Annotated in this window: 20 protein-coding genes; 8 read left to right on the top strand and 12 right to left on the bottom strand. The window is 58.4% G+C overall.

Annotated elements, in window-relative coordinates:
• The first annotated feature begins 11 nt into the window (after positions 1-11).
• Complete coding sequence (locus tag ACXADZ_RS15735) at positions 12-1,394, top strand: adenylate/guanylate cyclase domain-containing protein (protein ID WP_475197726.1); 1,383 nt, start codon at positions 12-14, stop codon at positions 1,392-1,394.
• 79 nt (positions 1,395-1,473) lie between these two features.
• Here the strand turns inward: ACXADZ_RS15735 and ACXADZ_RS15730 are convergent, their stop codons facing one another.
• Together ACXADZ_RS15730 and mutY are read right to left on the bottom strand one after the other, a co-directional pair.
• The gene (locus ACXADZ_RS15730) at positions 1,474-2,610 is read right to left on the bottom strand and encodes an alkane 1-monooxygenase (protein WP_475197724.1); all 1,137 of its coding nucleotides are present in this window, start codon (positions 2,608-2,610) and stop codon (positions 1,474-1,476) included.
• 62 nt (positions 2,611-2,672) lie between these two features.
• On the bottom strand, positions 2,673-3,728 hold the full coding sequence (mutY, locus tag ACXADZ_RS15725) for an A/G-specific adenine glycosylase (protein ID WP_475197722.1): 1,056 nt from the start codon (positions 3,726-3,728) through the stop codon (positions 2,673-2,675).
• Between the two features lie 81 nt (positions 3,729-3,809).
• Between mutY and ACXADZ_RS15720 the strand changes: the two genes are divergently transcribed.
• Both ACXADZ_RS15720 and ACXADZ_RS15715 read left to right on the top strand, forming a co-directional pair.
• Entirely contained in the window at positions 3,810-4,316 is a 507-nt protein-coding gene (locus ACXADZ_RS15720) for a DUF721 domain-containing protein (RefSeq protein WP_171188610.1), read from the top strand.
• A gap of 13 nt (positions 4,317-4,329) precedes the next feature.
• The gene (locus ACXADZ_RS15715; protein WP_475197721.1) at positions 4,330-4,992 is read left to right on the top strand and encodes a DsbA family protein; all 663 of its coding nucleotides are present in this window, start codon (positions 4,330-4,332) and stop codon (positions 4,990-4,992) included.
• Between the two features lie 36 nt (positions 4,993-5,028).
• Here ACXADZ_RS15715 and lpxK read toward each other — a convergent pair whose 3' ends face one another.
• The 5 genes from lpxK to ACXADZ_RS15690 all read right to left on the bottom strand — a co-directional run bounded on the left by lpxK (position 5,029) and on the right by ACXADZ_RS15690 (position 11,063).
• Entirely contained in the window at positions 5,029-6,030 is a 1,002-nt protein-coding gene (lpxK, locus tag ACXADZ_RS15710) for a tetraacyldisaccharide 4'-kinase (RefSeq protein ID WP_171670371.1), read from the bottom strand.
• A complete protein-coding gene (locus tag ACXADZ_RS15705) occupies positions 6,017-7,255 on the bottom strand; it encodes a 3-deoxy-D-manno-octulosonic acid transferase (protein ID WP_475197719.1) in 1,239 nt (412 codons plus the stop codon). The genes lpxK and ACXADZ_RS15705 overlap by 14 nt, the downstream gene beginning before the upstream one ends.
• A complete protein-coding gene (locus tag ACXADZ_RS15700) occupies positions 7,252-8,052 on the bottom strand; it encodes an inositol monophosphatase family protein (protein ID WP_475197718.1) in 801 nt (266 codons plus the stop codon). Before ACXADZ_RS15700 ends, ACXADZ_RS15705 begins: the two co-directional genes overlap by 4 nt.
• On the bottom strand, positions 8,039-9,385 hold the full coding sequence (locus ACXADZ_RS15695) for a TldD/PmbA family protein (protein ID WP_475197717.1): 1,347 nt from the start codon (positions 9,383-9,385) through the stop codon (positions 8,039-8,041). Before ACXADZ_RS15695 ends, ACXADZ_RS15700 begins: the two co-directional genes overlap by 14 nt.
• A 163-nt stretch (positions 9,386-9,548) precedes the next feature.
• Complete coding sequence (locus tag ACXADZ_RS15690; RefSeq protein WP_475197715.1) at positions 9,549-11,063, bottom strand: DUF2125 domain-containing protein; 1,515 nt, start codon at positions 11,061-11,063, stop codon at positions 9,549-9,551.
• 140 nt (positions 11,064-11,203) lie between these two features.
• On the opposite strand from ACXADZ_RS15690, the gene ACXADZ_RS15685 reads away from it, so the two are divergent.
• From ACXADZ_RS15685 to ACXADZ_RS15675, 3 genes are read left to right on the top strand one after another with little or no spacing between them, the layout of a single operon-like run.
• Positions 11,204-11,947: an SDR family oxidoreductase gene (locus ACXADZ_RS15685; RefSeq protein WP_475197714.1), complete on the top strand. Its 744-nt coding sequence runs from the start codon at positions 11,204-11,206 to the stop codon at positions 11,945-11,947.
• Complete coding sequence (locus ACXADZ_RS15680; protein WP_475197713.1) at positions 11,944-12,552, top strand: enoyl-CoA hydratase/isomerase family protein; 609 nt, start codon at positions 11,944-11,946, stop codon at positions 12,550-12,552. Before ACXADZ_RS15685 ends, ACXADZ_RS15680 begins: the two co-directional genes overlap by 4 nt.
• Positions 12,549-13,286 (top strand): VOC family protein, encoded by a 738-nt coding sequence (locus tag ACXADZ_RS15675; RefSeq protein ID WP_475197712.1) that lies wholly within the window; start codon positions 12,549-12,551, stop codon positions 13,284-13,286. Before ACXADZ_RS15680 ends, ACXADZ_RS15675 begins: the two co-directional genes overlap by 4 nt.
• Here ACXADZ_RS15675 and ACXADZ_RS15670 read toward each other — a convergent pair whose 3' ends face one another.
• The gene (locus ACXADZ_RS15670; protein ID WP_171188621.1) at positions 13,287-13,583 is read right to left on the bottom strand and encodes an HNH endonuclease; all 297 of its coding nucleotides are present in this window, start codon (positions 13,581-13,583) and stop codon (positions 13,287-13,289) included.
• Positions 13,584-13,631: 48 nt separating this feature from the next.
• On the opposite strand from ACXADZ_RS15670, the gene ACXADZ_RS15665 reads away from it, so the two are divergent.
• Positions 13,632-14,816, top strand: a complete 1,185-nt coding sequence (locus ACXADZ_RS15665) for a TIGR03862 family flavoprotein (RefSeq protein WP_475197710.1) — start codon at positions 13,632-13,634, stop codon at positions 14,814-14,816.
• A gap of 1 nt (position 14,817) precedes the next feature.
• On the opposite strand, the gene holA is transcribed toward ACXADZ_RS15665, so the two are convergent.
• The 4 genes from holA to ACXADZ_RS15645 all read right to left on the bottom strand — a co-directional run bounded on the left by holA (position 14,818) and on the right by ACXADZ_RS15645 (position 19,425).
• On the bottom strand, positions 14,818-15,846 hold the full coding sequence (gene holA, locus ACXADZ_RS15660) for a DNA polymerase III subunit delta (RefSeq protein WP_475197709.1): 1,029 nt from the start codon (positions 15,844-15,846) through the stop codon (positions 14,818-14,820).
• The gene (lptE, locus tag ACXADZ_RS15655; RefSeq protein WP_475197708.1) at positions 15,843-16,346 is read right to left on the bottom strand and encodes an LPS assembly lipoprotein LptE; all 504 of its coding nucleotides are present in this window, start codon (positions 16,344-16,346) and stop codon (positions 15,843-15,845) included. Before lptE ends, holA begins: the two co-directional genes overlap by 4 nt.
• Positions 16,333-18,867, bottom strand: coding sequence for a leucine--tRNA ligase (gene leuS, locus ACXADZ_RS15650; protein ID WP_475197707.1), 2,535 nt, complete (start codon positions 18,865-18,867; stop codon positions 16,333-16,335). Before leuS ends, lptE begins: the two co-directional genes overlap by 14 nt.
• A 72-nt stretch (positions 18,868-18,939) precedes the next feature.
• On the bottom strand, positions 18,940-19,425 hold the full coding sequence (locus ACXADZ_RS15645; RefSeq protein WP_171188751.1) for a DUF3576 domain-containing protein: 486 nt from the start codon (positions 19,423-19,425) through the stop codon (positions 18,940-18,942).
• Positions 19,426-19,706: 281 nt separating this feature from the next.
• Between ACXADZ_RS15645 and ACXADZ_RS15640 the strand changes: the two genes are divergently transcribed.
• Entirely contained in the window at positions 19,707-20,729 is a 1,023-nt protein-coding gene (locus tag ACXADZ_RS15640; RefSeq protein WP_475197706.1) for a porin, read from the top strand.
• Positions 20,730-20,807 lie beyond the last annotated feature (78 nt).

Genomic DNA, 20,807 nt, shown 5'->3' with positions numbered 1-20,807 from the left:
AGATCACGGCCATGACCGAGACGACCGCGCAGCCCCGCCGCAGCCTGTTTTTTACACAGCCTGATACATACGATCTGGATAACAAGTACACCGAGGCCGCGTTAGAACGGCACAAACGCCAAGGGTTGGAACTGGCCGTGCGTGCCCGTTGGGTGGCGATGGCGCTGACTGGGGTTCTTCTGATTTTCCTGAACCCGCAGTGGGAGGTGCTTTGGTATCACTTCATCCTGCTGTTGATCTGCGCGAACGGTTGGCTGATCCGTCGGGCCGGTCGCGTTGGGCAATCCCGTGCCGAGCTGTTTTTGATCTTCGTCGATCTGCTGATCATGACGCTTGGAATGATCGTACCTAACCCGTTCAGCGATGATGTTCGGCCGTTGGCGATGCAATATCGGTTCGATAACTTCCAGTATTTCTTCATCATTCTTGCTGCTGGGACTCTGGCCTACTCCTGGCGTACGGTGATTGCCATCGGCTCTTGGACCGCGATGATGTGGACGGCGGGCTGGATCATTGCCTGGTGGGTGGCGACACCCATTCCGGGGATCAGCGAAAAGGTTGCGATAGCCTTGCAGGGCTATCCGGACGTTGCCGAATTGTTGGACCCCAACAGCTTCATGGCCCCGCAGCGTATCCAGCAGGTCATCGTTTTTGTTATGGTTGCGGTGACTTTGGGTATCTCGATGCGTCGTTTGAATCAGCTGCTGATGAGCAACGCCGGTTTGGAACGGGAACGGGCCAATCTGTCGCGATATTTCTCACCTAACGTGGTGGATGAACTCAGCCAGAATGACGAACCGCTGAAACAGGTCCGTAAAGAGAATGTGGCGGTCTTGTTTATCGACATCGTGGGTTTCACAAAATACGCCGCTGGCCGTGATCCTTATGAGGTCATCGAGGTGCTGCGGGGCTTCCACGCCCGAATGGAGAGCGAGGTGTTCCGGCACCACGGAACCCTGGACAAGTATCTGGGTGACGGGTTGATGGCGACCTTTGGCACGCCGGTGCCGACGCCCTTGGATGCAAGCAATGCGCTGGGCTGCGCGCGCGCGATGGTGAAGGTGATCGACCGCTGGAATCTGGATCGTCGGCGTGCGGGAGAACCCGAAATCCAAGTTGGTATTGGGGTGCATTATGGCTCGGTCGTTTTGGGGGACATCGGCGCCAACCGGCTGGAATTTGCAGTGATCGGTGATGCGGTCAATGTGGCGGCCAAGCTGGAAGCGCTGACGCGCGAGTTTCGGGAAAGCATAGTTGTCAGCGATGCTGTGCGGGAACGGGTAGCTGAAGAAAACCCCACTGTGCCAAATGCGATGGAAGGTTTCACTGCACATCGCGATCAATCTGTCCGCGGGGTAGAGGCTCCGATGAATATCTGGGTGATGAAGAACTGAAACCCTCCCGCCCATCAGAACAGCATCGAAGATGCCGTGCTGACAGTTGGGCCAGACAGCGCGCAGACGCGCGCTGCGGTTACGCTTTGGGCATCTGGTTCAAAGCCTTGTTATAAGGGTGCCAATCCGTAATTTCGGGATAGTAGTGACGTCTCCATTCCCGAACACGCGGGTTCATCACCCGCCGCCAAAGCGGAGGGATCATCGCTGCAACGGTCATCACCGGATAGCCATACGGCAATTGTGGGGCTGAGTCTGGTCTGTGATGTTGCAACAGGGGAAACCGACGGTTGGGTTTGTAGTGATGGTCGGAATGGCGCTGCAGATTGATCAGCAACCAATTTGACGCTTTATGCGCCGCATTCCAGGAATGACGCGGCAAGACGTGTTCGTACCGACCGTCGCCCAGGTATTTACGAGTTAGGCCGTAGTGTTCGACGTAGTTGACCAGCTCAAGCTGCCAGATCGCAACTCCGGCTTGCAGCAGAAACAGGGCCAAACCAGCCCACCCTCCGATCAGCGCAGCCAGCGCCAGCATCACGCCTTGCAGGGCCCAGTATCGCCAAAACGGGTTGGAGCGATCCGTCCATGGCCGGTCTTTGCGGGCCAGCTTGTCGCGTTCGGCGTTGAAGGCTGACATCAGACATTGCCACAGAACGCGGGGATAAAAGCGGTGGAACCCTTCGTTGTACCGGGCCGTCACCGGATCGCGCGGTGTGCCCACGTAACGGTGATGGACCAGCAGATGTTCGGACCGGAAATGAGAATACAGCACCATGGCCAAAAGGATGTCACCCAGCCATCGTTCGCCCCGACTTTTCTGGTGCATAAGCTCGTGGCTGTAGTTGATCCCGATTGTACCGGACAGGACGCCCATACCGAAAAACAGACCGATTTTTGCGGGCGTCGACAGGTGGTTGGTGTGGGTTGCATACCAGATCAAACCAAACAGCGTCAGGAATTGAAGCGGCACCCAGAGCTTGGTCAGCAGGATGTACCAGTGCAACACATCATCAGATGTCTCCGGATCCGCATTCCGCTCGTTCAGGCCGGTGATCCGGTCCAGAACCGCAAACGCCCACCAAGTCGAAAGAGGGATCAACAGGACCCACCAGCCTCCGGCAATTGCGGTGAACCAGATTAGCGGGATCAATAGCAGAGACACCCAGAAAGGGGATGCGGACTGCCAGCGGGACAGTGTGCCTGTTGCGATCATCTTCTCTGCTCCGACTTTTTCGAACATAACCTAGCCGCGACCCAATGGATTGCACAGCGGTCTTATTGTTGTCTCCACAGATCATAGGCTTTGCGCATCACCGTGGGCAGATCGCTGGGCTTGAAACTATGCTTGTCCAACACTGTCAGGTGCTCGGGGACGTTGTCATCTTCGATATCGGCGGCCCAAACCCTGAGTATCAAATGGAAATGCGTGAAGGTATGGCGAACTTCAGCCGGCAGGATCGCCCAATCTGCCGGGAACGGGGCGCGTTCGGTTGGAGCATCATTCCACTCTGATCCGGGCCAGCCCAACATTCCGCCCAGAAGGCCCTTATCCGGCCGACGCTCCAAAACCATGGCCCCGTCTGCCTTACGCGCAATATAGACGTGGCCATAACGGGTGGGTTTTGGCTTTTTCGGCGTCTTTCGGGGAAGGTCGGCCTGGGTTCCTGCGATGCGGGCCTGACAGGTGTCACGCAACGGACATATGCCGCAGGCCGGAGATTTCGGCGTGCAGATCGTGGCCCCCAAATCCATAACAGCCTGAGCATAATCCCCGGGTCGGGTGGACGGCGTCAGGGCCTCGGCCTTTTCTTTCAGCAAAGGTTTGGATCCGGGCAAAGGATCGTGAATGTCAAAAAACCGGGCCATGACCCGTTCGACATTGACATCCAGAACCGTTTCCGGCTGATCAAACGCAATGGCCGAGATCGCTGCGGCGGTATACGGGCCAATGCCGGGAAGTTTCAGTAGCGCCTCATAGGTGTCAGGAAACCGGCCATCGTGGTCTTGCGCAACAACACGGGCGCATTTCAGTAGGTTGCGGGCACGGGCATAATATCCAAGCCCAGCCCATTCCCCCATCACCTGTTCGTCCGGCGCAGCGGCAAGCGTGTGAACTGTTGGCCATCGGGTGGTGAAACGCAGGAAGTAATCGCGCACCGCTGCCACGGTGGTCTGCTGCAACATCACTTCAGACAGCCAGACCCGGTAGGGGTCAGGGCGCACTCCTACGGCCCGATCCGCGGGGCTGACGCGCCATGGCATGTCGCGCGCGTGGCGGTCATACCATTCCAAAAGCGCGGCGCTGACGATGAATTCAGGGGAATCACGCAAGTTTTATTCATCTCCTTGTCGGGTTTCGCTGGCACCCGATGGTCTGTTTATTACAATAGCGGTGTAGGAGTGGGAAACCAGATGCAACGCAGACGTTCCTCGACCCGCGGGTTCAAACGCACCGCGTCCTTGCTGAACGATCAGATCCGGCGTGCCGGTGAAAGCCGGGGCTTTGCCGTGTCGCGGTTGTTGACCCATTGGGCCGAGATTGTGGGTCAGGACACCGCTGCCATCGCGCGCCCGGTCAATGTGGGCTATGGTAAGGGCGGCTTTGGTGCGACCCTGACCGTGCTGACCACCGGCCCGCAGGCGCCGATGCTGGAAATGCAGAAGGAACAACTGCGCGGTAAGGTCAACGCGGTTTACGGATACAACGCCATCAGCCGCATCCGCATCACCCAGACCGCCCCGACCGGATTTGCCGAAGGGCAAGCCAGTTTCGACCACAAGCCGAAGCAGGCAAAACCCCAGATTGCACCTGACGTTGCCGCCGAAGCAGACAAAGTGTCACGCGACGTGAATGATGAAGATTTGCGCGCGGCTCTTGAACGTCTTGCATGCAACGTTTTATCCAAACAGAAACGCTGAGAAAGGGCTGAGAATGAGCCGTATTGCAACCGTAATCTGTGCGGCCGTCGCCGTCGCCGCTGGCGGCTATTGGCTGTCGCTGTCAAATTCCAATTCGTCCAACCTGTTGGTGGGAACTGCCGAGGCGCAGGAGGCGGATATTGATACCTCGACCATCATCGAAATGGTGCAGGGTGCCGAAGACGCACCGGTCGAGATCATCGAATATGCCTCTTACACCTGCCCGCATTGTGCGAATTTTCATCAGGGCGCGTATAAGCAACTCAAGAAAGATTTCATCGATACAGGAAAGGTCAAATTCACCTATCGTGAGGTATATTTTGACCGTTACGGTTTGTGGGCGTCGATGGTTGCCCGTTGCGCGGGACCAGAGAAGTTTTTTGGCATCACCGACGTGATCTATGAAAAACAATCCGAATGGACACGTGCGGGCGGTCCGGCTGAGATCGTTGACGAGCTGCGCAAGATCGGCCGTTTGGCCGGGATCGACGGCGATCAGCTTGAAGCGTGTCTGCAAGACGGCACCAAAGCGCGTACGCTTGCTGCATGGTATCAGGAAAACGCTGAGCGCGACGGCATTCAGTCGACGCCGTCCTTCATTGTGAACGGCAAGAAGGTCGACAATCAATCCTACGCGGATTTCAAGAAGCTGATCGAAGCCGAGCTTGGCAGCTGATCTTCTTCCGGTCGACCCTAATGGGGTCGGCCGAACCTACTTAGGTGACGGGGCTACGGTTAGCAGCATCTCTTTCACCTTTTCGCCTTGCGGTATCTGAAGTCGGACCGGCAGCGTGATCACTTTGTTACGGAAAGCACGGGGCAGGCGCACAGCGTCTTTTTCAGTCGTAATCATCTGAGCCCCTAACATACGTGCTTCGTTTTCCAGCCGGGTCATCAAGGCCTGGGTCAGGGGCTGGTGATCGTCCAATGCTTCGGCCCGCACCAGCTCGACACCCAGACGGCGCAGGGTCTGAAAGAATTTTTCGGGATAGCCGATACCTGCAAAGGCCAGTGCGCGCGTCCCTGTCCAATCCATACCGGTCTGCAAAGGTTCAATGACTCCGGCGACATGCGGAACGGTCACTTGTGTGCTCCATTGCGAAGAAAACGCCTTCTGCGCGGCCTTATCGCCTAGTGACAGCACCAGATCGGCGCGTTGCAAGCCAACGTTCACAGGTTCGCGCAAAGGACCGGCGGGCAAGCAAAGCCCGTTTCCAAATCCGCGTTGAGCATCGACGACGATGATGGAAAAATCTTTGGTGACCGAAGGGTTTTGAAACCCATCGTCCAGCACGATCACCGTCGCGCCCGCAGCCGCAGCCGCACGGGCACCTGCTGCCCGGTCCTTGGCGACCCAAACCTCACCAAACATTGCCAGCAACAGCGGCTCATCTCCGACCTCGGCGGCGGTGTGTTTGGCAGGATCGACCAGCACCGGGCCTTCCAGCGACCCCCCATGCCCACGCGTGACGACATGTGGCTCGTGCCATGCATTTCTAAGCTGTTCGAGGGTCCAGATCACCGTAGGTGTCTTGCCAGTCCCACCGGCATTGAGGTTGCCGATACAGATCACCGGCACGCCCGGCTGTTCACCGACCTTTGAAGCGACCCTGCGGGCCGTGGCAGCGGCATAAAGATGACCGAACGGTGCCAGCAGACGCGCCCTGAAGTCCAGATGATCCGGCGCTGTGTTCCAGAAATCAGGCGCCCGCATGTTCCGCACTCCGCTGATCCAGAATATCTTGCACCATTTCGATCAGGGCATCTGCTTGTGGTGCGCCTTCGGTTATCATCTGCCATCCCGCCAATGCCATGCCTGCCGCAAGATCCGGTGCCAGAAGTTCGATCAGAGCATCCCCCAGTTCGGTTGCTGTCTTGACCTGTTTGGCAGCACCAGCCTGCCGCAGCTGAGAATACAAAGCGTCGTGGCGATGAACAAACGGCCCGTAAATAATAGCAGATCCCAATGCAATCGACTCAGAGGGATCACGACCGCCCGCGCCACGCTCCAGCGAACTGGCCATAAAAGTGACGGCGGACACGCGACACCACAGGCCCAGGTTTTCTGGGTCCGATGTCAGTATTACCTGCGTGGTATCTTCAATCTCTTCTCCGGCGTCCCAATTGACGCAGCGTAGGTCCATAGTTTCAAGCCGACGTTTCAGCGGCCCGACCTCTAATTCATCAGCCACGTGCAACACAAGGACAAGCCGGTGCAGCATGCGAAGGGCCTGCCGGTGTGCCGTCAGAACTGAGATAAATTCTTTGTCCTGAACCCAGGCTGCCAGCCAGACGGGTCGCCCGGCAAGGGTGTGATTGGTTTCAATCAACTCGTCTTCGGGCCATGGCCTGGGGTTGGGGCTGATGCGCAGGGGAGGCGATTCATGGACTTTGGCGGATGGAATGCCCAGTCGGCGGATCTGGCGCGCTGTTTCTGGCGATGCAGTCATGACGTGTTGAAAACAGTCAAACGTGGCCCGCGTGATATCCGGCAACCAGCGTGCGCTTCGGGGCAAGGTAACGCTGAACTGAGCATCGAACAGAACCAGTGGGATGTTGTGTTCATCGGCTCGGGTCAGAATGTTCGGCATCAGATCACCGCCCACCCAAAGCCCCATAGACGGACGCCAGTGGTCCAGGAAGCCGCGCACAGCACCGCTTTGGTCCTGAGGCAGGTTGACCAGCAGGAAATCATGTTGCGGCCAGCTGTCCAAATCTGTGTCAGGAGGTGTTGTCAGGACGAAGTTCAGATCGGATCGAACTTGCAGCATCCGGTGGCAAAAATCGTTCACCCCGCGCAAACGACCCGGAGTGGCCACATGGACCCAGAGAAGCTCGCCTTCGGGACGTGGCAGGTCGGTATGTTGCCCGACGCTGTTGCGCATTCCCCATGACAGAACCCGGTAGGCCGCAAGGCTTAAAGATCGCGGTTTGCTCATGCTCCGATCCCGGGTCCGGTTGGATCCAGCCGTTTTGACAGCTCTTCGTGAAGCGTCGCATTCGCAGCGATAACACCGTTCAGCCTGGGGTGGGCATTGTTGAACACCAAGGGCTGCCCCGCCCGATCGGAACAGATACCGCCTGCCTCGCGGATGATCAGATCACCGGCGGCGATATCCCATTCCCAGCTGGGGCGCAGGGTCAGCATCGCATCGAACCGTCCCTGCGCGACCAGAGCCATGCGATAGGCCAGCGACGGTCGATAGGCGCGTTCGAAATCGGGCACATGCCCATCGCGCCAATGCCGCGTATCGAGATTTGGTTTGGCAGCCAGAATTTCCGAGCGCTGCAAGTCTGCAATGGCCGAGGTGGTGATCGTCTCACCATTCAGCGTAGCGCCCTTTCCTTGGGCGGCGGCATACAGCAGATCTCGCATTGGAAGGTAAACCACAGCAGCCGTCACCCAACCTTCATCGGCGACGGCAATGGAATGCGCCCAAGTGCGTGCGCCTTCGGCAAAGCTGCGGGTGCCGTCAATCGGATCGATGATGAAGGCACTGCGGCACTCCAGCCGTTCTGCCGTATCCTCAGATTCTTCGCTCAACCAACCGTATCCCGGCCGTGCGGCGCGCAACTGCTCCTCGAGCATTGCATTCACGGCCAGATCGGCCTCGGTCACCGGACCGGCGCCATCGGGTTTATCCCAGCGCTGCGCCTGCGTCCCGGAATACCGTGTGGCGATCTTGCCGGCCTCAAGCGCTGCGTCAATCAGCAGGGACAGGTCAGTTGCCGGCAAGTGTCATTCCTTCGATCAGCAACGACGGAACCACGCGCGACAGATATGGGCGGGCGTCATTGGCCGGAACAATCCGGCGCAGCATGTCGCGCAGGTTACCTGCGATGGTGCATTCATTGACCGGATGCGTGATTTCGCCGTTTTCCACCCAGAACCCAGAGGCCCCGCGGGAATAGTCACCGGTGTTGGGGTTGATCGTCGATCCGATCATGGACGTGACCAACAAGCCGTTGCCCATATCCCGCAACAGATCAGCGCGGGATTGGTCGCCTTGCGTCAGGCTGAGGTTCCAGTTGCTGGGCGACGGCGGGCCGGACACGCCGCGCGCGGCGTTACCTGTCGACACCATGTCCAGCTTGCGGGCGCTGGACAGGTCCAGCGTCCAACCGGTGAGGACACCGTTTTCTACAATCGCTCGACGCTGTGTCGGCAAGCCCTCGGCATCAAAAGGGCGCGAGCCCGAGATGCGTGGGCGATGGGGGTCTTCGATGATGGACAGGTGCGCGGGCAGAACCTCTTGGCCCAGACAATCCTTCAGCCAGGACGCACCCCGCGCAATAGCCGCGCCATTACTGGCGGCCAGCAGATGGCCGATAAGTGAAGACGAGATGCGTTCATCAAACAACACAGGAAAACTGCCGGTTTCGGGCTTGCGTGCGCCAACCTGTTGTACGGCGCGTTCGCCTGCCGTGCGCCCGATTTCGTCGGCGCTGCGCAGATCGGACTGAAACGTCCGACTGTCGCCGTCGTAATCCCGTTCCATCCCGGTGCCTTCGCCCGAAATCGCAACGCAAGACACAGACCGGCTGCTGCGTTCGTATCCGCCGGCAAACCCATTTGTGGCGGCCAGATGCACGCGGTGGGTTCCATAGCTTGCCGCCGCATCTGAGACCTGAGTGACACCCGGCACAGCCATTGCTGCGGCTTCGGCTGTCAGAGCATCCTGCATCAGGGTTTCGGCGGATGGGGCGGGGGTTGGGTCCAGCATCTCAAGCGATTGCACATCCCAGTCACTTACCAATTGGTCACTTTCTGCCAGCCCGGAAAAGGGATCTTCAGGGGCTTCTTTGGCCATGGCCACAGCGCGTTCAGCCATTGCGTGCAGGGTTTCCGGGCGGCTGTCGGAACTGGATACGATGGCAGACCGTTTGCCCAGAAAAACCCGTAGCCCCAGATCTGTGCCTTCCGAGCGTTCCGCATGTTCCAGTGCGCCGCTGCGCACCTCAACCGCGACCGAGGAGCCGTCAAGCACGATGGCATCTGCTGCCTCCGCGCCTGCCTTGCGGGCCACATCAAGCAATTGCTGGCTGATTTCTTCTGGTGTGCGGGTCATGTGGCCTCCGGATTTATGAGCAAGGACCTAGCCTTGGACCGCCCGTGTCGCAAGACCCGTGACCGGATTGTGTGATGGGGATTTTGAAGAACCCACCCGGTTACAGTGATTTTGGGTGGAAAACGTTAGAAAGGGCTGCAAGGTTTGCAGCCCTTTCCCAACTTTACTTAAGGCGCTGGCCATTTGCCAGAATCTGGCCATCTTCGGTAAATTCGATGGTCGAGTTCAGTGTGTCGGGTTGTTCGCCCGGAACTGCCATCAGACCCATCATCATCCGGGCGCCCAAGGCGTCATTGTCCGAAATGATACCCATGCCGATCAGGGTGTCGATCAACTGGTTGGCGCCAACAAGCTGAAGGTTCGCAACGCCGCTTGGGCTGGGCAGACCGTCAAATTCTTCGGTGTTCGAATTGTCGAACGCGAAATCGCCATCACCTGTCAGTTTCGCACCGACCAGTGACACCAGAAGCTCGTTGATTTTCAGAGAATGCAGCTCTCCCGGAGCTTCGTCTGACTCGATGTCGATTTCCGGATCAAAAATGTTCATCAGAACCTTTGCCGTTCCGGTTGCATCCAGGGCAATCGTTGCCGGATCACGCGGCAGCGCACCTGCGGGGTCGAAAATGCTCCAAAGCACGTCTGACATTGTGAAATCGGTCAGATTGAATCCCAACCCAAACGGCTGAACCTCGTCCGATTGCTGAACCGGGAACTCAAAGTTGAGCCCGGCCTTGGCCATTGAGATCTCAATCGGGAAGGGCAGGTCTGCGGTCGTCACCGCAAGTTTCGTGCTGTTTTGGTCGATATCATAGACCAGTTTCTCAGAGTCGATGGTGGCGGCAAAGCGTCCGCCTTCCGACGTACTGTTCATCGAGAACGCCTGACCTTCGCTGGTGCCGCTCAGGTCGGTGCTGCCCGAAGCGTAGGTAAAGATGCCGTCGAAGGCAAAACCGGCTTCGTAGAAAGATTGTGGGTCCGAAAGGTCAATGTCTTTCGGAAACACGTTTTCGCCCTCGAACGCCAGTTGGTCCAGCTGACCATTGATCAAACCGGTTTCGCCACTTTCAGGATCCTGAAAGTTCATGTTGTAGGTCAGGCTGGCTGCGTTGAACGTCTGGGTGAGATCGCGGTTTTCTGCAATCTGCATGCGTGAGCTGCCTGTCAGATCATTCGCCTCAACCGCCAGGTTAAAGACATCATCCGGGACCGCTTCGCCCTCGACCTCGATCGACTCCAATACTACACCCAGCGTATCGGCGGCGTAGTCATAGGTCATGTCTTCGGGAGAGCCCGAAACCACCATGTTCAACTGTTTGTGAGTGTAGTTCACAGTCGCCGAAAAGTCGCCTTCCTCAGCCTGACCCGTGACGACCATTGGAAAGTTTTCCGGCACACCGACAGTCACTGTTCCGTCACCGTTTTCCGTCAGCGTCATCTCTGGCATGACCATTTGGAATTGCCCGTCCTCTTCGGGCAGTGCCAATGAAAGTGTCATGTTCGAAATGGTGGTTACGCCACCCGCCGAGCTTTCGTCGCCCGTGACGGAGTATCCCATCGAGGTGAAATAGCCTTGCCAATTGGCCCAGACATCATCAGCCGTCAGGTCGGCAAACGCACCCTGAGTGGCAAAGGCATAGGCCAAAGCTGCACCGCAACTGCGGCGGAAGAAAACGGACATAAGGTAACCCTTCTTGATCAATTTGTGGCGCATGGTCGGGTTTGTGGCGGGTATCGTCAAGGGGGCAAGGGCTGGACCCTTTCCCCGTTTCCGCGCTACGGCTGTAGCCGACAGCAATTGCAGCGCGCGAGGAGGGGCAGATGCAGGGTAAAACGGTACTCATTACAGGGGCCAGCCGGGGAATCGGGGCCGAAGCGGGGCGCGTTTTTGCCGCGGCCGGGGCCAATGTCGCCTTGGTGGCGCGCAGCCACGATCAGATCGACGCTTTGGCTGCTGGGCTGGGCGATCAGGCCATCGCCCTGGCGTGTGATGTCAGCGATTTTGCGCAGGTCGAACAGGCTGTGGCCACGTGCGTAGATCATTTTGGTGGGTTGGATGTTTTAATTGGTAATGCCGGTGTGATCGATCCGATCTTTCATCTCTCGAACGCGGATGTAGAGGCTTGGAGCAAGGCGATCGACATCAACCTTAAAGGTGTCTTTTACGGAATGCGCGCCGCGCTGCCGATCATGCGGGCCGCTGGCGGGGGAAGCATTCTGACCATCTCGTCCGGGGCGGCATCAAATCCGGTTGAAGCGTGGAGCCACTACTGCGCCTCCAAGGCCGGGGCAAAAATGCTGACGGAATGTCTACATCTGGAAGAGGCCCATAACGGCATTCGCGCCATGGGCCTGTCACCGGGAACCGTGGCCACGGATATGCAGCGGTCGATCAAGGCCAGCGGCATCAATCCGGTCAGTCAACTGGATTGGGATGTGCACATTCCCGCAGACTGGCCCGCGCGGGCGCTGCTCTGGATGTGTTCCGATGATGCGGATGAGTTTTTGGGCACCGAAATCTCGCTGCGGTTGGAAGACATCCGCAAACGGGTTGGGTTGATATGATCGATCTAACCAAAGAGGATGGTCTTTGGATCGCCAAGATCAACAACCCGGACAAAGCCAACGCTCTGACCGGGGCGATGCTGGCTGAACTGGCTGAGATCGTCGAAGCTGCGACTGAGGCAAAGGCGTTGATCCTGACAGGTGCAGGCAAGGTGTTCAGTGCCGGTGCCGATCTTGATGAGGCGCGCGCCGGTCTGGCCACGTCGGATGTCTGGGAGCGTCTGTCTGGCGCTATTGCGGCTTTGCCCTGCCTGACCGTTGCAGCGTTGAACGGAACCCTGGCTGGTGGGGCCAACGGGATGGCCCTGGCCTGCGATCTGCGTATCGCGGTGCCTTCGGCCAAATTCTTTTATCCTGTGATGAAACTGGGATTTCTGCCGCAACCCTCCGATCCCAAAAGGCTGGCGGCTTTGGTCGGACCGGCGCGCGCAAAGCTGATTCTGATGGCGGGTCAAAAGATCACCGCGCAAGAGGCTTATGCGTTTGGATTGGTAGACCGGATTGTCGAGGCTGATCACCTGATGCAAACCGCACGCGATCTGGTGGCCGATAGCGTCAACGCCGACCCAAAGATTGCCGCCGGAATCGCTAGGTTGTGTTCATGAGGACCTCTGCCCTGCGTCTGCGGGTCGATGATCCGCGCCAGTTGGCGGCCTTTTATCGAGACATTTTGGGCATGTCCGTCAGGGAAGAAGGCGCAAACGTTCGTGTAGGTTATGCGGGCGAGGATGCAGACCTTCTGTTGCTGCCCGACGGCGGTGGATACACGCATGACCGGGGCCAGCGTTATTGGAAAATCGGCATAACCGTACCGGATGTTGATCTTGCTGCGACCCATCTGCGCGCGCGGGGTGTTCCGGTAAGCGATCCGAACCAGTTCCTGGATATCGGCTACATGTGTCATCTGGCCGACCCTGAAGGCTTTGTCATCGAGCTGCTGCAACATGATTTCGAAGGCAACCGGCCTTTGCACGCTGCTGATCCCGATGCGCTGTTCGCGCAGGCGCGGATCGGTCAGATCACTTTGCGGACCGGGGACATCGCGGCTGAAGACGAGTTTTGGCGCGGGCAAGGCATGTCGTTGTTATCCATGCAAGACGTTGCGCCATACGGATTTGACCTGCATTTCTATGCCTTCACGCAGGAAACGCCTCCAAATCCCGATCTATGGTCGGTTGAAAACCGGGAATGGCTGTGGAAACGGCCCTATACAACGCTGGAATTTCAGCACGTTGCGGGGGCTCAGTTCGCGCCTGTGCCAGATTATCAGGGCATTGAAATCGAAGGCGTGCCTGAACCTCTGACTGACGCCTTTGGTGATCCGATCCTGCCGGGTTGATCACCGTCCGCGCCGTTTGCCTGGAACCTTTGACCGAAAGCCGGGTGGGCGTTTGCGAACCCAGTTCAGGAACTTTTCCAGCCTTGGATGCGCGCGCAGGGCTTCGACTGTGTTGAAATTGCGTGCCAGTTCGGCCTCGGTCAGGGTGGCGTGGACCTCTTTATGGCAGATCTGATGCAAAAGAACGGTTGGTCCGCCCTTGCCTCCTTTGAGTTTTGGGATCAGATGATGCAGGCTGCCGCCTCCGTCGGGGATCGGGCGGTCGCAGAGCGGGCAGATCGGATCGCTGTTCGTCATGATGGTTAGAAACTTGCGCCTGAAAGCGGCGAAGGCAAGAGGGTGTGAATGGCGCAGGCAGTGGTGATCGGAGCAGGCCCCGCCGGGTTGATGGCCGCTGAACAACTGGCCGCTGCAGGGCATTCCGTGCTGGTGGCCGAGGCCAAACCGTCAGTCGCGCGGAAGTTCCTGATGGCTGGAAAAACTGGACTGAACCTGACCAAAGATGAGCCGTTCGATACCTTGATCCGCGCATACGGCGAGGCTGCGGATTGGTTGAATCCGATGATTTCTGCTTTCGATTCCGAGGCAGTACAGCGCTGGGCGCGTGACTTGGGTCAGCCCTTGTTTACTGGTTCAACAGGCCGGGTTTTTCCCGAGGTTATGAAAGCCTCGCCCCTGTTGCGGGCCTGGCTGGCCCGGTTAAGCGATGCAAAGGTTGAGGTCAAAACCCGCTGGCGCTGGACAGGTTGGGAAGGGGAGGCACTGATATTTAACACACCCGACGGGCCGCGCAGTATTTCACCAGATGTCACCGTACTGGCGCTGGGTGGGGCAAGCTGGGCGCGCCTTGGCTCGGACGGTCAATGGGCAGAGGCTCTTGCAAGCAGAGGTGTGGCTCTGGCTTCTTTCGAGCCTGCGAATTCTGCCCTGTCCGTGGATTGGAGCGACCATATGCGGCTGCATTTTGGGGCCGCGTTGAAATCGGTCCGTTGGATAGCAGGCGATTCTGAAAGTCGCGGGGAAGCCGCGATTTCTGCAAAGGGGCTGGAGGGCGGCGGGCTGTATTCGCTCACCCCAGCCTTGCGTGCTGGACAGCCGTTGTTTGTGGATTTGGTGCCCGATCTGGATCACAAAACCCTGCAGGCGCGCTATGACGCGAAACGGTCGAAGGTTACACTGTCCCACTGGCTTAGAAAGTCGCTGAACCTGTCGCCACAAAAAGTCGCTATGTTTCATGAGATAATGAAACGCAGCGGCACAGCTCAACCAGATCAGGTTGCAGTGTTAAAGAAACTGCCCATCCTGCACGCTGGTCTGCGCCCGATGGACGAAGCAATCTCGACGGCAGGGGGCGTAAAAAGGGCGTCATTGGATGGCGGGCTGATGCTGACCGCGTTGCCGGGTGTGTTCTGCGCAGGAGAGATGTTGGACTGGGAGGCCCCGACAGGGGGTTATTTGCTGACAGCCTGCCTAGCTACGGGGCGGTGGGCTGGTCTGGCAGCCGCAGATTGGCTGGCAAAGACCCGGTAGTTCAACGTGATCGCGCCAGCATCGCAAGGCGGATCATGGCGCGTTCCACCAAGGCCATAGCGGGTGCCGTTTGACCTGCAGACCTAAGCGATAAATCCGTGTCGGTGAGAACCGTCAGCGCAGTTTCCAGCTTGGGTGCGCCCCATCCCTGCGCCTGTCGCAGAATACGGTCCCGCCGCTTGCCATAAACCGGCGGGCGCAGCTTGCCGATACCCTGTGCCGCGCCGCCCGGATCCGAGGCGCAGGCATAAAGCGTGCGAAAATGGCGGGTGGCCCCAATGCACAATGTCACGCCATTTGTCCCTTGCGCCTGCAAGCGCCGGATCAATGGGCCGATCTCGCCCGCGCGGCCTTCGGCCACTACGTTCAAAACATCGTCCAAAGCAGCCTCGGTCGAGCGCGGGGCGCAAGCCTCGATGTCTTCGATGGTCAGCTCTGAACTGTCGCCGCGCTTGTAAAGCGACAGTTTCTCAACGGTTTGGGCGAAATCGCCGGGGCTGAGGCTGACGGCCAGCTCGCTGATGGCAGACATGACATCGCGGGGTACATTCCTCAGGCCCGATTCGGTCAGAATCCGTTCCACCTCGGCGCGGGATGGCGGGTCGTCATAGATGCCTACCGCATAAGCCGCCGGATGTGCTTCGAACGCTTTGCGAATTTTCGAACTGGGTTTCAGCTGCCCGGCCGTGACGATGATCTGGGCGTCTCCGGGGGCCCAATCCTCAAGCGCAGCCAGTATCGAAGGTGCTGCGGTTTCGGTGGCCTCTTCGACAAATACCGCGCGGGGACCGGGAAAGAACCCAACGGCCTTGACGGCATCCAGCAACAACGCGGGATCGCCGCGCAGGTCGCTGCCGGGCAGGCGTGTCAGGCGCATTTCCTCTTCGGCACCGGGGCCAAGCAAAGCTGCCAGAACCTGCTGACGCTTGAGCGCGACCCGCATGGCATCTGCGCCATAGATCAGCAACCCGGTCTTGTCCGCGTCCGGCTTGGAGAAATATCCATCAGCCTCGCGCGGGCTCAGCTTCATGTGGCCAGATCCGGTGTTGCATTCAGTCGGTTCACGATCTGGCTCGACAGAATAACCATCAGGCGGTCTTTGGCGTCGCGCTCATCAGCCAGTGTGGAAACAGTTGAACCTGCGGCGGAGTAAGACACAAAGTCGGAGGCCGTGCCCGAGGCTACAATCTGTCCGGTTTCGTTGGACCGCAGCGAATACTGGGCCCGCCCGTCAATCGTGTACCGTTGCGTTTCATTCGTCGTGGTGATCGCGGCCCCACGCGTCACGGTCGTGACCCGCACGTCCAGTTTGTACGCGCTGACCGCACCGGCGCTGCGACCCAGTTGCTGTTCCAGATTCTGGACCAGAAGATAGCTGTCGACATTGTTCGGCTCGGACACTGCAACTTTGCCGTAGAGTTGCGAACCCGTTCCACCGGGCGCATAGACCGGTTGGAAGCCACAGGCCGCGCCAAGGAAACAGGCGGCCAGCGGCATCAGCAAAAGGATTCTGCGGTTAAACAACGACATTCACGATCCGACCTGGAACTACGATCACTTTCTTGGGCGCGTTACCATCCAGCGCCTTTTGCACAGCTTCGGTGCTGAGCGCGATTTTTTCAACCTCGTCCTTGGCCAGATCCTTGGAGACGCTGATTTCCGCACGACGCTTGCCATTGATTTGAATCGGCAGGGTGACGGTGTCGTCAATCAGCATCGCCTCATCCGCGACGGGCCAGGTTGCGGTGGCCACCAGACCTTCGCCATCCAGCAGTTGCCAAAGCTCTTCAGACAGGTGCGGGGTCATCGGCGACATCAGTTGCGCCAGCGTTTTGGCTGCTTCGCGTTTGGCCGCGGTGCCAGCTTTGGACTTGGCCAGCGTGTTGGTGAAGGCATATAGCTTGGCGATCGATGCGTTGAAGCCAAAGGATTCGACGCCACCCGACACGTCGTGGATCGCCTTGTGCATTTCGCGCAGCAGGGCTTCGTCCTCGGCATTGGCCGGAACGCCCGAATCGGCGATTTCCGACGCGATGCGATGCACACGGCTGAGGTGCTTGAATGCAGCCTCAGCGCCCGATGCGGTCCATTCCACATCCCGCTCAGGTGGCGAATCGGACAGCACGAACCAGCGCGCGGTGTCGGCACCGAAGGCCGAGATGATGCTGACCGGGTCCACCACGTTCTTCTTGGATTTCGACATCTTGGCCGAAGGGATAATCTCGACCTCAGTGCCATCAGCCAGTTTGCCGTCAGTCACATCCTCGGGCAGGTGATAGACCGGGCGGCCGTTAGCGTCGCGAGTTTGGTAGATCTCATGCGTCACCATGCCTTGCGTGAACAGCGCATCGAACGGCTCGATGGCTTTTTTCGGCAGGTGACCGGTTATGTTCATCGCGCGTGCAAAGAAGCGGGAATAGAGCAAATGCAGAATCGCGTGCTCGATGCCGCCGATATACTGATCGACATTCATCCAGTATTCAGCTTCGGCCAGATCGGTGGGCGTCTCAGAACGCGGCGCAGTGAAACGGGCGAAATACCAAGACGAATCGACAAAGGTGTCCATCGTATCGGTTTCGCGCTTGGCCGGAGCCCCACATTTCGGGCAGGCACAGTCGCGCCACGTCGGGTGGCGGTCCAACGGGTTGCCCGGTTTGTCGAATGTCACATCGTCGGGCAGTCGGACTGGCAGGTTTTCTTTCTTCTCGGGCACCACACCGCAGCTATCGCAGTGCACAACAGGAATCGGGCAGCCCCAATAGCGCTGGCGGCTGAGGCCCCAGTCACGCAGGCGGTATTTGGTGACGCCTTCGCCCCAACCGGCCTTTTCGGCGAAATCGACGGTCACGTTGATCGCCTCGTCGCCGGTGGCCTCGGTCAGGCCCGCGAAATGGTTCACCCAGCGGACTTTTTCGGTTTTTGGCGGAACGAACGCGATTTTGTCGACCGGCGTGTCGTCGTCGAGCGCAAAGAACGTATCGACCACCGGCAGACCGTATTTGCGGCAGAAATCAAGATCGCGCTGGTCATGCGCCGGGCAGGCAAAGATTGCGCCGGTGCCGTAGTCCATCAGGATGAAGTTCGCGATCCAAACCGGCAGCTCCCAGTTTGGGTCCAGCGGGTGCTTGACGCGAATACCGGTGTCATAGCCCAGCTTTTCTGCCGTCTCGATGGCCTCTTCGGTGGTACCACCTTTGCGGCATTCGGCAACAAATTCAGCAACTTCTGGGTTTTCGGCCTCGAGCTGCTTGGCAATTGGATGATCCGGCGAGATACCAACAAAAGACGCGCCAAGCAGCGTGTCGGGACGAGTCGTGTAAACCGTGATTGGGTCGCCACCATCGGTGCGTTCAAACCCGAATTGCAGGCCGCGCGACTTGCCGATCCAGTTTTCCTGCATCAGGCGCACTTTGGCGGGCCAGTTGTCCAATGTATCCAGCGCGTCGAGCAATTCTTCGGAATAATCCGAAATCTTGAAGAACCATTGGGTCAGTTCACGACGCTCGACCAATGCGCCCGAACGCCAGCCGCGTCCGTTTTCCACCTGTTCATTGGCCAGAACGGTCATATCGACCGGGTCCCAGTTCACCACGGCGTTTTTGCGGTAAACCAGCCCGGCTTCGAGCATATCCAGAAACAACGCCTGCTGCTGGCCGTAATATTCAGGGTCGCAGGTGGCGAATTCACGAGACCAGTCGATGGACAGGCCCAAAGGCTTCATCTGCCCGCGCATGTCGGCGATGTTGCCGTAAGTCCAGTCTTTGGGGTGGCCACCAATGGCCATCGCGGCGTTTTCCGCAGGCATCCCGAAGGCGTCCCAGCCCATCGGGTGCAGCACGTTATGTCCTGTCGCCAGCTTGTGACGCGCAATCACGTCACCCATGGTGTAGTTGCGCACATGCCCCATATGGATTCGGCCCGAGGGGTAGGGGAACATCTCAAGCACATAATACTTTGGCTTGTCCGCCTTGTGGTTAGCGGTGAAGATTCCGGCCTTGTCCCAGGCCTCTTGCCATTTTGCTTCGATTTCGTTGGCCGAGTAGCGCGACATCGTGCGGTCCTTCGTGAATGAAAACGCCGGGTAGGAACCCGGCGTGGTATTAGTGTGATTTTCGGCGGGTTGCTAGAACTTGTTGTCCGCGATGCGTAGCTGACGGGCACGAGACAGAATCGCATCCTCGACTGCACGCGTCGTCGCCGCGCTGACCGGAGAGCCTCCGCTGGATTGCAGGGCAACTGACAATGACCGTGCCGCAAGGGCCGGGTCGCTGATGTGAACCGTGGCCCTATAAGAGCGTCCTCCACCCGGTGGTGTGCCGTAACCGGTTACGATCACTCCGGTAAATGGGTCGACCTCTTGAACAGGCAGGAAGTTCAGCACATCAAGCGAAGCCGCCCACAGGTAGCGGTTCACATTTGTTACCTGCTCGGCTGTGCTGCGGTCGAAAATGTCCCAAATCGTCGAGCGGTTAGGGTCATTCAACTCACGCTCGTCGGAATTTCCGCCTGCGAGATTGGGCGTATAAGTCGTCGTGGCGCTTTGATTCTGCCCACATGCCGAAATGGTGGCGGTCAGCATGATCAATCCCAAAATCGTCGGCAGGCGCATTGTAAACAGGTCCTGTTTCACTTGTTGTGCAGTATTCAAGGGATACTCCTAGCCAAGGACCCCCGCTGCAACAAGCCTATTCTTGTGAAATCCCGGTAGGTGGCTGGTCTTGGGGGGAAATGGACTGTGGCATCCTTGCACCAATTTGCCCCCAATGACACCGCAGCGTTTATGCCAAGCTTGCGCAAAGGGGGCAAAAAGAGCGAAACGGTGTCCGTGCTGAGACATATGCCGAGGCATGTGTCGAGTAGATAACTCTTTTTGAAACCGAGGGAAACAAGATGAAAAAAGTTCTCTTCGCAACTACGGCGCTGATCGCGACCGCAGGCGTTGCAGCAGCTGAAGTTAAATTCAGCGGTTACGGCCGTTTTGGTCTGGGCTACGTTGAAGATCGTTCCGGTACCGTTCCGAACATTTCCACTACAACTGGTGGCGGGCTTACAACCAACACCGCACTTGTTCAAACCGATGACGCGATCCTGGTTTCGCGTTTCCGTCTGAACATCGACGGCATCGTTGAAACTGACGGTGGCGTTCGTTTCGAAGGTCGTGTTCGTCTGCAAGCTGACGAAGACAGCAGCACCGGTGAAGCAAACTCGGCCGGTCTGAACGGCGCACGCTTCTCGGTCATCTTCGGCGGTCTGCGTGTTGACGCGGGCAACGTTGCAGGTGCCTTCGACAACCTGGCAAACTACTACGGCAACGAAGTAGGTCTGGAACTGTTCGCAGGCCAGTACTCGGGTGTTAACTACAGCTTCCTGGGTTACTCGTCGACCGGTTCGGGTTCGAACGCTGTGTTCTTCCAGTACTCGGTTGGTGACTTCGCATTTGGTGCATCGTATGATCAGGCGACCGTTGGTATTAACGGCGTTGCAACCGATGCTGACCGCTGGGACATCAGCGCGACTTACACCTTCAACAACATCACCGCCGCTGTGGCCTATGGTCAGACCGACGCTGGTATTTCCGGTGTTAGCGATCCGAGCCTGACCGTTCTGACCCTGGGTGCAGAATTCGGTGACTTCTCGGGTACTCTGTTCGTTGCAGACGACGCAACCGAGATCGCAGCAACTGACGGCACCGCATGGGGTCTGTCGGCAGCCTACAACCTGGGCGCTGCAACCACCCTGCTGTTCACCTACGGTGACGGCAACGCCGACCTCGACACGCAGCAGGTCGCAATCGGTGCGATCTACGACCTGGGTGGCGGTGCATCGCTGCGCGGTGGTATCGGTGTAAACGACTGCGACATCTGCGCAGACTCGACCATCGTTGCTGACTTCGGTGCTCAGTTCAACTTCTAAGCTGATCTGAACCGTAAGGTTTGAGGGCGGGTCTTCGGACTCGCCCTTTTCTTTTGTGCCGACTTGGTGTTTTTCTGC

The organism is Ruegeria sp. ABM4_193 (assembly GCF_056158705.1).
The sequence above is the reverse complement of the archived record's forward strand: the minus strand, read 5'-3'. Positions and strand labels throughout refer to the sequence as shown.